15 protein-coding genes, 1 tRNA gene and 2 pseudogenes are annotated in these 14,648 nt (G+C 71.5%); 9 read left to right on the forward strand and 9 right to left on the reverse strand.

What is annotated here, in order from left to right:
- The first annotated feature begins 3 nt into the window (after nucleotides 1–3).
- Nucleotides 4–789 (forward strand): GntR family transcriptional regulator, encoded by a 786-nt coding sequence (locus IE142_RS28915; RefSeq protein WP_191888474.1) that lies wholly within the window; start codon nucleotides 4–6, stop codon nucleotides 787–789.
- On the opposite strand, the gene IE142_RS28920 is transcribed toward IE142_RS28915, so the two are convergent.
- The 4 genes and pseudogenes from IE142_RS28920 to IE142_RS28935 all read right to left on the reverse strand — a co-directional run.
- Entirely contained in the window at nucleotides 779–1,408 is a 630-nt protein-coding gene (locus IE142_RS28920) for a class I SAM-dependent methyltransferase (RefSeq protein WP_191888475.1), read from the reverse strand. The two genes, IE142_RS28915 and IE142_RS28920, sit on opposite strands and share 11 nt — an antisense overlap.
- 15 nt (nucleotides 1,409–1,423) lie before the next feature.
- Nucleotides 1,424–2,146 (reverse strand): NUDIX domain-containing protein, encoded by a 723-nt coding sequence (locus tag IE142_RS28925; RefSeq protein WP_191888476.1) that lies wholly within the window; start codon nucleotides 2,144–2,146, stop codon nucleotides 1,424–1,426.
- Nucleotides 2,147–2,292: 146 nt separating this feature from the next.
- Nucleotides 2,293–2,885, reverse strand: a pseudogene (locus IE142_RS28930) (sugar phosphate isomerase/epimerase family protein).
- A pseudogene (locus tag IE142_RS28935) lies at nucleotides 2,882–3,322 on the reverse strand (Gfo/Idh/MocA family oxidoreductase); the annotation flags it as partial. The pseudogenes IE142_RS28935 and IE142_RS28930, both read right to left, overlap by 4 nt.
- Before the next feature lie 257 nt (nucleotides 3,323–3,579).
- On the opposite strand from IE142_RS28935, the gene IE142_RS28940 reads away from it, so the two are divergent.
- Both IE142_RS28940 and IE142_RS28945 read left to right on the forward strand, forming a co-directional pair.
- Nucleotides 3,580–5,520, forward strand: coding sequence for an ATP-binding cassette domain-containing protein (locus IE142_RS28940; RefSeq protein ID WP_191888478.1), 1,941 nt, complete (start codon nucleotides 3,580–3,582; stop codon nucleotides 5,518–5,520).
- Nucleotides 5,521–5,629: 109 nt separating this feature from the next.
- The gene (locus tag IE142_RS28945; protein WP_229830948.1) at nucleotides 5,630–5,869 is read left to right on the forward strand and encodes an NUDIX hydrolase; all 240 of its coding nucleotides are present in this window, start codon (nucleotides 5,630–5,632) and stop codon (nucleotides 5,867–5,869) included.
- 146 nt (nucleotides 5,870–6,015) lie between these two features.
- On the opposite strand, the gene IE142_RS28950 is transcribed toward IE142_RS28945, so the two are convergent.
- Nucleotides 6,016–6,927, reverse strand: coding sequence for an AraC family transcriptional regulator (locus IE142_RS28950; RefSeq protein ID WP_191888520.1), 912 nt, complete (start codon nucleotides 6,925–6,927; stop codon nucleotides 6,016–6,018).
- A gap of 102 nt (nucleotides 6,928–7,029) precedes the next feature.
- Between IE142_RS28950 and IE142_RS28955 the strand changes: the two genes are divergently transcribed.
- Complete coding sequence (locus IE142_RS28955) at nucleotides 7,030–7,677, forward strand: ScbR family autoregulator-binding transcription factor (RefSeq protein WP_191888479.1); 648 nt, start codon at nucleotides 7,030–7,032, stop codon at nucleotides 7,675–7,677.
- A gap of 93 nt (nucleotides 7,678–7,770) precedes the next feature.
- Here IE142_RS28955 and IE142_RS28960 read toward each other — a convergent pair whose 3' ends face one another.
- Nucleotides 7,771–9,021: an MFS transporter gene (locus IE142_RS28960; RefSeq protein ID WP_191888480.1), complete on the reverse strand. Its 1,251-nt coding sequence runs from the start codon at nucleotides 9,019–9,021 to the stop codon at nucleotides 7,771–7,773.
- Nucleotides 9,022–9,133: 112 nt separating this feature from the next.
- Between IE142_RS28960 and IE142_RS28965 the strand changes: the two genes are divergently transcribed.
- Nucleotides 9,134–9,511, forward strand: coding sequence for an ArsR/SmtB family transcription factor (locus IE142_RS28965; RefSeq protein ID WP_191888481.1), 378 nt, complete (start codon nucleotides 9,134–9,136; stop codon nucleotides 9,509–9,511).
- Between the two features lie 114 nt (nucleotides 9,512–9,625).
- Here the strand turns inward: IE142_RS28965 and IE142_RS28970 are convergent, their stop codons facing one another.
- Nucleotides 9,626–10,807 carry an ISAs1 family transposase gene (locus IE142_RS28970; RefSeq protein WP_440862274.1) on the reverse strand — a complete coding sequence of 394 codons (1,182 nt, stop codon included), beginning with the start codon at nucleotides 10,805–10,807 and terminating at the stop codon, nucleotides 9,626–9,628.
- Between the two features lie 109 nt (nucleotides 10,808–10,916).
- Between IE142_RS28970 and IE142_RS28975 the strand changes: the two genes are divergently transcribed.
- Nucleotides 10,917–11,696, forward strand: a complete 780-nt coding sequence (locus IE142_RS28975; RefSeq protein WP_229830952.1) for a nucleotide triphosphate diphosphatase NUDT15 — start codon at nucleotides 10,917–10,919, stop codon at nucleotides 11,694–11,696.
- Nucleotides 11,697–11,822: 126 nt separating this feature from the next.
- Here IE142_RS28975 and IE142_RS28980 read toward each other — a convergent pair.
- Nucleotides 11,823–11,896, reverse strand: a tRNA-Pro gene (locus IE142_RS28980).
- Between the two features lie 99 nt (nucleotides 11,897–11,995).
- On the opposite strand from IE142_RS28980, the gene IE142_RS28985 reads away from it, so the two are divergent.
- The 3 genes from IE142_RS28985 to IE142_RS28995 all read left to right on the forward strand — a co-directional run bounded on the left by IE142_RS28985 (nucleotide 11,996) and on the right by IE142_RS28995 (nucleotide 13,764).
- Nucleotides 11,996–12,550, forward strand: coding sequence for a DUF309 domain-containing protein (locus tag IE142_RS28985; protein ID WP_191888483.1), 555 nt, complete (start codon nucleotides 11,996–11,998; stop codon nucleotides 12,548–12,550).
- An 86-nt stretch (nucleotides 12,551–12,636) separates the two neighbouring features.
- Complete coding sequence (gene cobF / locus IE142_RS28990; protein ID WP_191888484.1) at nucleotides 12,637–13,410, forward strand: precorrin-6A synthase (deacetylating); 774 nt, start codon at nucleotides 12,637–12,639, stop codon at nucleotides 13,408–13,410.
- Between the two features lie 111 nt (nucleotides 13,411–13,521).
- The gene (locus IE142_RS28995) at nucleotides 13,522–13,764 is read left to right on the forward strand and encodes a hypothetical protein (protein WP_191888522.1); all 243 of its coding nucleotides are present in this window, start codon (nucleotides 13,522–13,524) and stop codon (nucleotides 13,762–13,764) included.
- Between the two features lie 98 nt (nucleotides 13,765–13,862).
- Here IE142_RS28995 and IE142_RS29000 read toward each other — a convergent pair whose 3' ends face one another.
- Nucleotides 13,863–14,633 (reverse strand): cobalt-precorrin-6A reductase, encoded by a 771-nt coding sequence (locus IE142_RS29000; protein ID WP_191888485.1) that lies wholly within the window; start codon nucleotides 14,631–14,633, stop codon nucleotides 13,863–13,865.
- Nucleotides 14,634–14,648 lie beyond the last annotated feature (15 nt).

Below are 14,648 nucleotides of genomic sequence, written 5' to 3' on the forward strand. Positions count from 1 at the left end.
TCCATGGCGAGAACCGGCGACCCCGCACGTGCCGTGACCGCCCCCGCGCTCAGCACCCTGGACTTCGCCCTGGACCGGAGCAGTCCTGTGCCGCTGTACTACCAGCTCGCCCAGCAGCTGGAGTCGGCGATAGAGCACGGCGTCCTCGCCCCGGGCAACCTCCTGGGCAACGAGGTCGACCTGTCCGTCCGCCTCGGCCTGTCCCGGCCCACCGTCCGCCAGGCCATCCAGTCCCTGGTCGACAAGGGACTCCTGGTCCGGCGGCGCGGGGTGGGCACGCAGGTGGTGCACAGCCAGGTCAAGCGCCCGCTCGAGCTGAGCAGTCTCTACGACGACCTGGAGGCGGCCGGGCAGGGGCCCACCACCCGGGTGGTGCGCAACGAGGGCGTCCCGGCCCCGGCGGACGTGGCGGCGGCCCTCGGTGCCGCGGAGGGCGGCGAGGTCACCGTCCTGGAGCGGCTGCGCCTCACCCACGGCCAGCCGGTGGCGCTGCTGTGCAACTACCTGCCGGCGGGGCTGCTGGACCTGGACGGCGCCCGGCTGGAGTCGACGGGCCTGTACCGGATGATGCGCGCGTCCGGCATCACCCTGCACAGCGCGCGCCAGACCGTCGGTGCCCGCGCCGCCACCGGTGAGGAGGCCGCGCGCCTCGACGAGAAGGAGGGCGCCGCCCTGCTGACCATGCAGCGCACGGCGTACGACGACACCGGCCGGCCGGTCGAGTACGGGACGCACGTCTACCGGGCGTCCCGGTACGCGTTCGACTTCCAGTTGCTGGTCAGGGGCTGACGGGCTTGCGCGCCCAGAAGAGGGCGTGCCCGGTGTCGCCCTCCGGTACGTACTCCTCGCGTGCGACGGTCAGGCCGGCCCCGGTGATCCACTCCCGGTAGCCGGCGGCGTCCGTGTGGCTCCACCACATCGGGACGCCGCCGCCGAGCCAGTCCTCCTCGACGCCGGTCCAGGCATGGTGCCCGGTGGTGGCGACGAACCGGCCGCCCGGTCGCAGCCATCGGGCGACCCGGCCCAGCAGCGGCGGCTGTTCGGCCGACGGGAGGTGGATGAGGGCGTAGAGGCAGACCACGGCGTCGAAGGAACCGGCCTCGAAGGCGACGTCCGTGACGTCGGCGCGGTGGAACTCGGCGCCCGGAACCCGCTCGCGCGCCCTGCGGATCTGCACCTCGCTGATGTCGACGCCGGTGACCGGATGCCCGGCCTCGGTCAGGGTGCGGGCGACCGGCACACCACTGCCGCAGCCGAGGTCGAGGACGGTACCGCCGGGCGGAAGCAGTCGGCGGAGTTCGCCGAGCCACGCCCGGTACTTGGTGTCACCGCCGTACGCCTCGTCGTAGCGCGCCGCCACGGCGTCGTAACCGCGCCGTACGATGTCCTTCGGGTCGGTGGTGTCCACGCCGGGTGACGGTAGTCACCGGGGGCCGGGTGGGCCATTCCTTTTCTCGGCCCCGCCGTCCTCGGTTTCGCGGACGAGGACGGCGAACGGCCCCTCCAGCGCCGCCCACTGGAGCAGCATGATGGTCTTCGCGTCGGCGATCTCGCCGGTTCGGATCATCTCCAGGGCCTGGCGGAAGGGCAGCTCGAGGGTCTCGATGTCCTCGCCCTCCTCGTCCAGTCCGCCGCCCTCGTGGGTGCGGGTGGCGGGACCGTAGGCGGCGGCGTAGAAGCTCACGCGCTCGGTGACCGAACCGGGGCTCATGTAGACGTCGAAGACGTGCCGGACCTCGCCGACGGTGTGCCCGGTCTCCTCCACGACCTCGCGCCGCACCGCGACCTCGGGGTGCTCGTCCTCGTCGTCGAGCAGACCGCCAGGGGTCTCGATCAGCATGCCGTCGGGGTGACCGTTGACGTAGACGGGGAGGCGGAACTGCCGGGTGAGGAGGACGGTTTCGCGTGCGGTGTCGTAGAGCAGCACGGTGGCGCCGTTGCCGCGATCGTGGGTCTCGCGTTCCTGGGTGCTCCAGGTGCCGTCGGCGCGCTGGAAGGCGAAGGTCGTGGTGCGTTCGACGTACCAGTGGCTGGAGAGGAGCCGTACGTCCGTGATCTTTACCCGGGGGTTGCCGGTCAGGTCCTGGCCTGCCCGGTCGAGTCCGGTGCGGCCCCGCCGGTCCGGGGTGTCGATACCGGCGGTCATCGGCGGCCGTCCGGGCGTACGGGCTGGGGCGAAATGGTCATGTCCGCTTCTATCACGTCACACGGTGGGCGCGTGCGCGCGGGAGCGGCCGCCGGCGCCTCGCGCGGCGGGCGGTCGTGCGGGACCGCCGCGCGAGGCGCCCGTTCTCATCCGGACAGCTCCTTGGTGATGCGGTCCAGCATGAACGCCGAGGATTCGCGGGCGCGTTCCTCCCAGGCGAAGACGCAGGCCGTGGCGACCCCGTCGAAAGTCCAGCTCGCGCAGGGTGCCGAAGAAGGCGTCCCAGTCGACCTCGCGTCGTCCGGGTGTGCCTTCAGGTTGAGGGCGATCCCCTCCCGCTCGAACACGGGCAGCAGCTCCTCCATGGACTGCCAGGAAGCGGCCTCGCTCTCGGCGGCGCGTTCCGGTCGTCCGTTGAACTCCGAGCTCATGGCATTCCAGACCGGCGGTGATCTCGATCATCCGCTTCCAGTAGCGGACGGCGGCCTGCCGCTCGGTCTCGTCGGGTGAGGACCACTTGTAGAGCGGGAGTACGGACGACAGCCGCACGCCGTGGGTGCGCAGCGCCCGCTTCAGTTCGGCTACGCGCCCGTCGTCCGCCCTGGGGTGCAGGAAGAAGGGCATGAAGTCGTCGCGCGGCGGCCAACTCTATGTACTCGTAACCGATTTCGGCGACGGTGCGCACCATCTCGTCGATGGGCAGCGCGCGGAACATGTACGGGTCGATGGCGATCTTCACGTGGCGCTCCGGGGGGCGTAGAAGGCGGGGCGGGGCTTCATGCCGACGTTCTCGGGCCTGCCCGGACTCCAGGCGGACGGCGGCGCCGGTGATGGCGGTCGCGGCGTAGCCGTCCCAGGCGGACGGCCCGGTGGGCTCCTCGCCGGCCGCGAGTCCCGCGATCCACTCGCGGAACTCGGTGTCAAGGCGTCCGTGAACCGGTCCTTCCAGTCCTGGAGGACCGCCGTGCCGTGCCGCCCGGCGCCGCGCACGGCCACGGTGGCCGGGTCCGGCAGCCGCACCAGCCCGGTCTCCCCCACGGTCTCGCACCGGATGCCGTAGCCGTTCTGGCAGTTTACGAAGACCTCGAGGTCGATGCGGAGCCCGTCGGCGGTCTCGAAGAGCATGACCTGGGGGTCGGTGAGGTGGGGGAAGCGGCTGGTGGCGCGGGGTTTGATACCTGCGTGGTGATCCCCGCTGGGGAGCGGGACTACTCGGATGCCCCGCCGTACCGTCCACGCCGTTCGGCGGTGTCGGCGTTTCGGCCATTGCCTGCCCACAGCCGCTCCGTGCCGGACCAGGGATCCCGCGCCCGCGGGTCCGCTGACGCAGGAAACGGCGGGCTCTCCAGCACGGCCGAATGACGTGTGTTCGATATCGCAGCCGTGTCGTTAGATCCAGCGACGCTGCCGCAGCGACCGTCCTAGGGGGAACGATGACCTCGGCCATTACGCAGGACCAGCCGCCACAACCGCCCGAGGGGACCGCGCCGGAGGAGGAACCGGAGGCTGCCGGTGTTCGAGAGGAGGAATACCTCTACCGCGACAAGTCGAGGCTTCAGGCCGGCTCCCTGCTGACCTCCCGCACCATGGCGCGGCGCCTGCCCGCGCTCGTGCGGCGCTCGGTGCAGATGGCCTGGCGCGTGGACCGCGGCGCGACCGTCGGCCTGCTGGTCTGCCAGACGGGGACCGGCGTCCTCGCGGCCCTGGGCCTCCTGGCCGTCACGGGCACGATCACCGCGCTGATCTCCTCGGGCGACATCACCGAGCGGCTGTGGGACGCCGCCCCGCAGTTGGCCGTCATCGCCGCCGCCACCGGCCTGCGGGCGCTGCTGGGCATCGCCGTCGTCTGGCTGACCGGCCGTCTGCGCCCGGTGCTCGGACGGGCGGCGGAGCTGACGATGATCGAGGCCGCGCTCGGCGCGGAACTGGCCGCCAACAACAAGCCCGGCTACAACGACGCCTACGACATCGCCGACCGCGGCGCCCAGGTCACACCCGACCTCGTCGAAGAAGCGCAGGACGTCCTCGCGGCGACCGCCGTGCTCGCCGCCGGCGCCACCGTCCTGACCGTCCTGCACCCCCTGCTCCTTCCCCTGCTCTTCCTCGCCTGCCTGCCGCAGGCCGCCGCCTACGTCCGCTCCGCCCGCGTGATCTACCTCGCCGGCCTGGAGACGTCCGGGCGACGCCGGATGCTGGGCAAGCTGCGCTGGCACATGGCCTATCAGGAGTCCAGTGAGGAGATGCGCGCCTGCCTGGCCGGCCCCTTCCTGATCGGCCGGTACCGGCGGCTGGCCGCCTCGGTCAACGCCGCCGAACGCCGAGCCGCGAACACCGGTGCCCGGATGGGGCTGGCCGGAGCAGTGGCCGGCGGCATCGCCTCGATGGCGGTGTGGGCGGCGCTGCTGTGGCTCCTGGCCTCCGGTCGGATGAGCCTGGCGGCCGGCGGCGGCGCCGTCTTCGCTCTCCAGACCGCTACCGGCTCGGTGCGCGGCATCATCAACGGCGGGGCACGCCTGGTGCGCACCGGCTGGTATGTGCAGGACTGGCAGAATTTCCTCGACAACGCCCATGGCCAGGCCATGGCCGACTCCCGCGGCACCGCGCCCGTGACCGCGGCTCCTGAGCGGTTCGAGGTCCGTGACGTCACGTACCGCTACGACGGCGCACCGGCGGACAGCTTGAGCAACGTCTCCCTGCACCTGCGGCGCGGGGAGATCGTGGCGCTGGTCGGGGAGAACGGCTCCGGAAAGACGACCCTCTCGCGCCTGCTGTGCGGGCTGCTGCTGCCCACCGCGGGCGTCGTGGCCTGGGACCACGCCTCCACCGCGGACCTGGACCCGTGGGGGTCGTGGGAGCACGTCGCGCTGGTGCCGCAGAAGTTCACGTACCTGCCGCTGACGATGCGCGACAACATCACGTTCGGGCAGGGCGACACCAGCGACGCGGCCCTGCTGGCCGCATGCGAGGCGTCCGGCGCCGCGGAGATGCTGCCGGGCCTGCGCTCCGGTCTGAACACCCTGCTGACCAGCGAGTGGTTCGGCGGGCAGCAGCTCTCCGGCGGGCAGTGGCAGCGCTTGGTCCTCACCCGCGCGTTCCACCGGCAGGCGGCGCTGCTGGTGATGGATGAACCCACGGCCGCCCTCGACGCCCGCGCCGAGCACCGGATCTTCGCCGGCCTGCGCGAACTCGCCAAGGATCGCGCCGTTCTGCTGATCACGCATCGGCTCACCAACGTGGCAGTCGCCGACCGGATCGTGGTTCTGGATGAAGGGCGGATCGTCCAAGAGGGCACGTACGCACAGCTCACCCAGCAACCCGGTCTCTTCCGGACCTTGTGGGAACTGCAGCGCCGGATGAGCGGCGACACTCCCTGATCACCCCTGGCCGTTCCTCGTCGCCCGCTGTCCCGGCGGAGGGGACACGGCAGGCCCGAACGCCACCCCGCCTCGACGTCCCGTTCCACGTCCCTCTGGAAGCAGCCCCATGCCGTTTTCGCACGATCACATCCGCACCACCGTCGAGACCTACCTCGCTCGCCATCCTCACGAGCGCGCGCAGCTCGGTGGACTCCTGGCCGCCCTCGACCGTCCCACCGACATCGCCAGCCGCTCCACCTTCACCGGACACGTCACCTGCGGCGCGATCGTCGTCGACTCGCTCGGCCGTGTCCTGCACGTGCTGCACCTGGCGAGCGGGAAGGTCCTCGCTCCCGGTGTTCATTAGGCAAGTGCGTTGTCGGGCAACGAGGTGTCGGCTGCTTTTGGCCGTGGGACTGGTGGGCTCGCATGTTGAGGTGTCGCGTATTCCTCGTGCCGATGTGGGCAGTGGGGGACGGCACCTGACTGGTGCTGACCTCTCCCGAGCCCGGATCACTTGCGAAGCCGAGAACGGTACTCGCCCGGGGCCGTGCCTCGGGCACGTCTGAAGGCACGGCTGAAAGCGTGCGGAGAGCCGTATCCGACCGCGCCGGAGATCGACTCGACCGGCTCATCGGTATCGCGGAGCCGGACGGACGCCAGGTCGATGCGCCACTGCGTCACGTACGCGCCCGGCGTCTGTCCGAGGGCGGACCGGAAACGCCTGGACAGCGTCGCCCGGGAGACGCTCGTCGCGGCGGCCAGGGTCTCCGTGGTCCAGGGGTGTTCCGGTTGGGCGTGGACACATGCCAGAGCGTCGCGCACGACCGGATCACGCATCGCTCCCAGCCATGAGCCGGACTGCTCTTGCGGGCGGCGGGCCAGCCAGGCGCGTACGAACTGGACGAGCAGAAGGTCGACGATGCTGTTGATGGCGGCGGTGGTGCCGATCTGCGGCTGTGCGAGCTCAGCAGCGAGAAGTTCGACGGTCCTTCTGAGCTGCGCGTTCTCCCGGGCTGTGACGTGCATCGGCCGAGCGAGGGAGGTGAGCACCGGTGTGCGCACCTCCGGGTCCTGCTCGTAGTGCAGGACGATCACTTCCGTCTGCACCGGCGCCGAGCCCAGCCGCAGGGCCCGGCCATCGCCGAAAGCCCGGGCCGCCTCTTCCCGGTCGCAGGAGCCCATCGTCACGTCGGCGCCGCCGGCTATCCCGTGTGCGGTGCCCGGCGACACCAGGACGGCGTCTCCGGCCTGCACCTGAAGAGGATTCTCGCCTGGGACGTGGAGCCACATAGTGCCCCGGGACACCACGTGCAGTGCCGCTCCTGGAGAGGAATCCAGCCACAGGCCCCAGGTTCCTCCGGCCTTCAGCATCACCCCGAGCGCCCCACGCGCACCCGAAACACGCAAGACCTCCGCCAGCACCGGCCCAAAAATATACCTTCGGGAAGGTATATTTGAGAGATCGTTTTCCGCCACCGCACCGGAACAGCAGACGAAGACCAACTGAAGACAGGACCACCCCTCATGCAAGAGCCGCAGGTCAACGCGTTCACGCCCAGGAGAATCCCGGCCAGGAGAGGCTCCGACCCCAAGCAGGAGCGCTCGGCCAGGACCCGGCTGCGGGTCCTCAACGGAGCCGCAGAACTCTTCACCCAGTACGGCTTCCGCCAGACCTCGGTCAAGGACGTGGCCGACCGGGTGGAGATGACCAAGGGTGCCGTGTACTTCCACTACCCGACCAAGGAAGCCCTGGCCGTGGCCATCGTGGAGGAGCACTACGCACGTTGGCCGAAAATTCTCGAGGAGGTCACGGCGGAGCAGCTCGGCCCGCTCCGGACGGCCGCACGCATGCTGGAGCGGGCCGCCCTCGCGTTCCAGAACGACGTGCTGGTGCAGGCCGGGGCTCGACTGCAGATCGAACGCCCGTACATCGACGCCGAGTTGCCGACTCCGTACGTCGACTGGATCTCCCTTCTGGAGTCCCTGCTGACCTCCGCCCAGGAGGCCGGTGAGCTGCGGCCGGGCGTCGTCCCGGCCAAGGCGGCGCACTCCCTGGTCGCGGCCTTCTTCGGGTCGCAGCACGTCTCTGACGTGCTCAGCGGCCGGGCGGACGTGGCGGCGCGCTGGCAGGACCTGAGCGAACTGCTCTTCCAGGCGCTGCGGTCGCACTGAGCGGGCACGGCGTGTGCCCGGGGAGCGGTGCACCACCGCCGTCCAGTGGTGCACCGCTCCCCGAGCGCGCGCCGGGTCGCTCGGCGCGGGTCCTCAGGCCGGGTCCGTCACCTGACGCCGGGTGGCCCGTACGACGAGGCCCCCGATGACCGCGAGGCCCATTAGGACGGTGCCGAAGACGGTGGCGCCGTCGGTCAGGCCGACCGCGTCGCTGAGGTAGCCGGCCGAGACGGGCAGGATGCCCGCCGGGATGTAACCGCCCACGTTGAACGCGGCGTTGGCCTCGGCGAGGCGCTGCGGCGGGATGCTCGAGTTGAGCAGCGACAGACCGCCGAGCTGGCCCATGCCCTGGCCCGCGCCGGCCAGCAGCGCGGAGGCGATCAGGACCGGCACCGAGGAGGTGTGCACGGCGGTGATCAGCGCGATCATGCTCAGCGTGGTGCTGACCGCGCCGGCGGTGAGGATGGTACGCCGCTTCAGCCGCTGCACGGCGAACTGCACACCGGTCGCGGCGAGGAACATCACGAACGCCATGGCCCCGGCGACGATCCGGCTGGTGGTGCCGAGCAGCCCGGCCAGGAGGGAGGGGCCGAGTGAGAGCACGAAGGACGTGGCGGTGATGCCGGGCGCGAACACCGCGATGCCCAGGGTGAGCTGGCGGCCGTTGCCGCGCGGGACGCCGGGCACCCGGATCCAGGCGCCCTTGGCGTGCGCCTCGGGACGGCGCAGGGGCATGCGCAGCACGGTGAGCACCGCGGTGGCCAGAAGCACGGTCTCGACGACGAAGACGGTGACGGTCGGCGCGGGCGCCTTCTCGGAGAGCACCCCGGCAAGCAGCGGGCCGAGCCCCGCCCCGAAGACCATCGCGCAGGAGGCGAGCAGAGCGGCAATCCGCTTGCGCTCGGGACCGGCAACATCGGTCACCGCAGCCATCCCGGCCGAGACGACGGCGCCGACCGCGATGCCGGTGAACAGCCGGGCCACGATGAGCGCGGCCACGCTGGTGGCGGTCGCGAAGATCAGGCAGGCCGCGAGCGCGAGCCCGAGGGCAGGCAGCAGGACGGGCTTCCGCCCGAACCGGTCGGAGACCACGCCGGAGACGAGCAGCGACCCGATGAGACCGACGATGTAGAAGGCGAACACCACGGTCAGGGTGCCCTTGGAGAACCCGATGTCTCGCTGCCACAGCACGTACAGCGGGGTCGCCGCGTTCGAGAGCACGAACACGGCCGTCACCGGCCAGGCGGCGAGCCACACCCACCACAGCGGCGCCACGGCCTGCGCCGTTTCTGGCCGGCGCCGCCCCTCGACGGCGGATACGGATGCGGTCCGGGGCTCGGACATGACGGTTCCTCCCGATCTGGCCTGCCGACACTGCAGCAGTACGACTAGAGTCGAACTTAGCATGCAGTACGATCGAAGTCGTACATAGGAATGGCGTTATGAGGAGTTGCCTATGCCCGCCAGCCCGGCCGCCGCACCCCCCTTCAAGGCGCTCCCCGAGCCGTCCGACCTGCCCCAACCCTTGCCGGAACCGGCCGTCGACGAACTGCGCCTGGAGACCGTGCTCGGCGCGCTCAGCGACCCGCTGCGCCTGACGATCGTCCGCAAGCTCCTCCTGGAATCGGAGAACTTCGACCACACCTGCGGCTGGTTCGGCTTCGACCGCCCCAAGTCCTCGCTCACGCACCACTTCAAGGCGCTGCGCGAGGCGGGTGTCACGCGCCAGCGCCAGTACGGGCTCGAGCGCCGCAGCCATGTGCGCGTCGACGATCTGAACGCGCGGTTCCCGGGGCTGCTGGAGCTGGTGGCGGCTTGGACGCCGGAGGACTGAGGTCCGGGTGATGGTCGGGTTCCGGTTTTCAGTGGTTGGTGTTTTGTTTTGAGTGCTGGGTTGTGTCTGGTGGTGGGGCAGGGTCTTTGAGAAGTGATCTTGTGTCCGGGTTCGTCATGCCAGCCCGAGGGCGGTGAGGGGCCGCAGGTGGTCTCGGGCGGTGTGGCGAAGGGCGGCTGCGATATTGATGTGGCCGTCCTGGCGGTGGACGCCGACGGCGAGGTTGCGCAGGCCGGCCATGACGCGGGGCAGGTGGCGGGTACGGATCTTCGAGGCGTCCTCGTGGAAGGTGCGGTCGCGGACGTGGTGGAGCTGGTTCTCGATGCGCCAGTGGCCGCGGATCCAAGCAGCGAGTTCGCTGCCGTCGGCCGCGCCGGGCGGCAGGCTCGTGACCAGGTAGACGCGCTCGATCGAGAGCTTGCCCGTGCCCAGGTCCCTTCTCCAGCGCACGACTTGGAGGGCCTGGCGGGCGTGCGGGTAGTCGAGGTGAGCGAACGCGGCCGTCTTCAGACGGCGGACCTCGTCGCGGTGGTGGCCCCGGCCGCGTTCGTAGTGATCCAGGCGGACGTCACGCCAGGGCAGGCGGCGGACCTTCTCGTGCAGCCCGGGGTGATTCCTCTTGATCACGGCCAGGTAGTGCGCCCCGCGTTTATGCAGGTAGGTGGCGTGGTCGTGCTGGGTGTGCAGGGCGTCCGCGGTGATCACCGCGCCAGTCAGGTCGACGCCGTCGAGAAGTGGGGCGAAGGCCGGGATCTCGTTGCTCTTCCCGTCGACCTGCCGTTGGGCGAGGACATGGCCGCTATGGGTCATCGCGGCGATCAGAGCGATGGCCGGCCGCCTGGCGGTGCGAGAGCCGCGGAGTGTCTTGCCGTCGACAGCGATGACCTTGCGTCCGGAGGCCGGGGCCTTGCGTTCCTGGAGAAAGTCACCGATGGCGCGGTCGAGTGCGTCACCGTCCACGGCGGCCAGGACGAGACGGATGGTCGTGGCGTGGGGCGGCCGGATCAGACCGGTCAGCGGGTCGGGGCGGAACCCGAGCAGGGACAGGACGCGCTGCGGGGCGTCGGCGACCCACTCTCCAATCGCCGTGATCGAGGCGGCGCCAGCCAGAACGGCGGCGGCCGCAGCGGTCAGCAGGGCCGCCCACGGGTGACGGATGCCGCGACGGGCCCGCGGGTCAGACACCGCGGCCAGATAACTCCGCAGGTCAGCGGCCGTTTCCAGCGGGACAGGGTCGGAGGCGTCCCCCAGTTTCCGGAGGTATGACGGCATGCGGGAAGATGGGCGCGCAGGCATGGACTCGCTCGGTGCTCATACGGACTCGACACCCACATGATCACCAGCGGCCATGCCTGTTCTGCGTCCAGGGTCGCTGCCGACAGAAGTCGACAAGCCGTCACATCCAGTGCCCAGCAGGCGAACCACCCACCTCGAGACTTTTCAAAGACCCTGGCACGGCCGCGGCCCGTCCACGCAGGTGGCGCCGCGCGAGCAGATGATCCTGCTGCGCGACGACCCACCCTTGCCGACGCAGATGTGGGTTCTGGCGCCACAGCTGTGGGAGGACCTGCTCACCTCCTACGGCTTTCGCGTCGGGGCCATCGACCTGCTGCCACACCCCGACGACAGCGCCAGGGTCATCCAGCAACTCATCCGCGCCCGGCGCCTGCCCGACCGACGGGCGCGCGTCTCCAGCCGCCCCCGCGGCGCCCGGTCGCCGGCCGCACACGCGGCCGTCGGCGTCGGAGCGATCCTGATCAGTGAACAGGCCATCCTGCTGGGCCGGCACCGCCGCGGCACCCTCGAACTGCCCGGCGGAAGCGTGGAGGCCGGGGAATCCTTCGCGGACGCAGTGATCCGCGAACTCGCCGAGGAGACCGGCTTGATCGCCCGAGCCGAGGACGTGGGACTCTCGGGCACGCTCGTCGACCGCGTCGAAGGTGTCCTGCGGGTCACCGTCGGTGCGCTCGTCCGCGCCTGGCAAGGGCATCCGGCCACGCGGCCGGACGAAAACGTCGGCGACTGGGCGTGGTACCCGCTCGATCAGCTCCCCGACGGCCTGTTCGTGTGCAGCGCCCAGATCCTCACCGCATGGCGGCCCGACCTGCCCATCGACCACCCGCCCGCCCACTTCACGCGCTTCGCGTCCGGACCGGCGGCCGCGCCGGGCAACGGCCTGTTCTGACGGCCGGCACCGAAATCCTCGCACCGCCAGCTCGCGGCGAGTTCCCGCAATCACCGGCCCTCGAGAATGATCAAGGGCCGGTCTCGGATGCCTCCGAATCCGGCCCTGACCTGCGACTGTCTCCAGTCGGGACGACAGGATTTGAACCTGCGACCCCTTGACCCCCAGTCAAGTGCGCTACCAAGCTGCGCCACGTCCCGGTGTGCTAACACGCGGTGAACCGCGCGATCACGCGGACAGCACTTTACCTCACATCCCGGGCCACGCCTAAGCGGGCACGGGCGAGGCACAATCGGCTTATGGACAGCCAGGCCGACAGCCCCATGGACAGCGCGACGGCGGACCGCACGGACTCCGGCCGGCCCGAGGACGCGCGGGACCGCGACGGCGAGGGGCGGGCGCGCAACGCCAGGCCGCGCGACGGACTCGGACGCCCGCTGCCGTACAGCGCGGCCGGTGTCCCCCGCCAGCCCGAGGGTGTGGTGCGCGCCCCCGGGGAGACGGTCGCCGAGGCACAGCGGCTGCTCGACGAGGGAAAGCCGTTCCACGCGCACGAGGTCTTCGAGGACGCCTGGAAGTCGGGGCCCGAGCAGGAGCGGGAGCTGTGGCGGGGGATGGCCCAGCTGGCCGTGGGCCTCACGCACGCGGCCCGTGGCAACGTCACCGGCGGGGCCAGGCTGCTGCGGCGCGGGGCCGCGGCCGTGACGGACTGGGCGGCCGCGGGGAGCGGGCAGGAGCGGCCGTACGGGATGGACCTGGGCGCGATCGCCGAGTGGGCCCGCACGCTGGCGGGTGAGGTGGAGGGCGGCGCGTCTGTGGACGCGGAGGCTCGGGCGCCGCGGCTGCGCGGCTGAGGGCGACCCGGCCGGGGCTGGGCGACCCGGCCGGGGCTGGGCGGCCCGGCCGGGGCGTTGTCAGTGGCGTACGGCAGACTCGTGGCGTGCGGACTATTCATGTGATCGGTATCGGCGCGGGCGACCCCGACCAGTTGACCCTGCAGGCGGTCAGAGCGCTGCGGAGCACGGACGTGTTCTTCGTCCTGGACAAGGGCGAGGTGAAGGCCGACCTGGTGCGGCTGCGCCGGGAGATGCTGGAGACGCACGTACCGGAAGGGACGTACCGGATCGTCGAGGTGCGGGACCCTGAGCGGGACCGGAGCGCGGGCGGTGCGGAGTACTCCCCCGCCGTCGGTGACTGGCGCAGCGCCCGCGCCGGCATTTACGAGCAGCTGATCGCCGAGGAGCTGGGCGAGGACGAGAGCGGCGCCTTCCTGGTTTGGGGCGACCCTGCGTTGTACGACAGCACGCTGGGCATCCTGGAGGAGATCCTGGAGCGCGGGACGGTGTCGTTCGAGTACGACGTCGTGCCGGGCGTCAGCAGCGTCTCCTCGCTCGTCGCCCGGCACCGGACGGGGCTGAACCGGGTGGCGCGGCCCGTCCAGATCACCACCGGGCGGCGGCTCGCGGAGGGCTTCCCGGAGGGCGTGGACGACGTCGTGGTGATGCTCGACGCCCACCAGACCTTCCGGCAGTACGCGGACCAGGACATCCACATCTACTGGGGCGCCTACATAGGCACCCCGGACGAGATCCTCGCCTCCGGCCCGATCGCCGAGGCCGCGCCCCGCATCGAGCGGCTGCGCGCCGAGGCCCGGGAGCGCAAGGGCTGGATCATGGACACGTACCTGCTGCGGCGCAACGCCGGCGGCGGCTGACCGAACCGGCGGCCGTACGCGCGGATCGACGGTCGTCCGGGCCCGTTCGGGCCGTACCCGGGCGGACCGCCCCCGCATGCGTGGTCCGTGCACCGGTGTGACCGTGACCGTGTGACAGTCGCCGACGAAACGCCCCGGACCGCCCCCGCCCAACCGCCCCTGCTGGACAAGCGCCGCCGCAACGTCGTCTTCGTCACGGTCATGCTGAGCCTGCTGCTCGCCGCCCTGGACCAGACCACCGTCGGCACCGCGCTGCCGACAATCGCACGGGGTTCGGCAGGCCGCCGCTCAGATCCTCGACGAGCAGACGCTTGGCGATGGGGTCGACCGCCACAGCCGGTCACAGCGGGCTGAGGCCCCCGCGCGCGCACGCCTGTCTGTGAGTCACGGCGCGCCGGGCCCGGCGCGCGGCGCATCCGTCACGCATGCCGAGGCCCGACGCGCGGGGACGGTCACGAATCGGGGCCCGGCCACTCCAGTCGGCCCAGTCGCTCCAGCACCGCCCGCACGTCGGACACCACGGGCACGCCTTCCGGCAGCGAGGGCCTGCGGACCACGACCACCGGCAGGGCCAGCTCCCGGGCCGCCGTGAGCTTGGCGGCGGTGGCCGCTCCCCCACTGTCCTTGGTCACCAGTACGTCGATGCGGTGCTCGCGCAGGAGGGCCGTCTCGTCGGCCACCGTGAACGGGCCTCGGGCCGACAGGACGCGGGTGTCCGGCGGGAGGGATGGCTCGGGGGGCTCCACCGAGCGGACGAGGAAGTGGACGTCTGCCACGTGCGCGAAGGCGGCGAGACCCAGGCGGCCGGTGGTGAGGAAGACCCGGCGGCCGAGGCCCGGCAGCAGGTCGGCGGCCTCGGTGAGGGAGGTGACCGGGTGCCAGTGGTCGCCGGGCCCGGCCTGCCAGCCCGGGCGGCGCAGGAAGACGGCGGGGATGCCGGTGGCCGCCGCGGCCCGTGCGGCGTTCGCCGTGATCCGCTCGGCGAAGGGATGGGTGGCGTCGACGAGGGCGTCCACCCGCCGCTCCCGCAGCCACGCGGCCAGCCCTTCCGGTCCGCCGAACCCCCCGATCCGGACCTCCCCGGCGAGGGTGCCCGGGCGGGCCACTCGTCCGGCGAGGGAGGTGGTGACGCGGACGCCTGGCCGGGCCGCCAGGTCGGCGGCCAGCCGGCGTGCCTCGGTTGTGCCGCCGAGGATCAGCACGTGCGGGGACGGGCGGGACATGGGTCGAGACTACGG

It is taken from the genome of Streptomyces mutabilis (genome assembly GCF_014649815.1).
Classification (GTDB): Bacteria; Actinomycetota; Actinomycetes; order Streptomycetales; family Streptomycetaceae; genus Streptomyces; species Streptomyces mutabilis.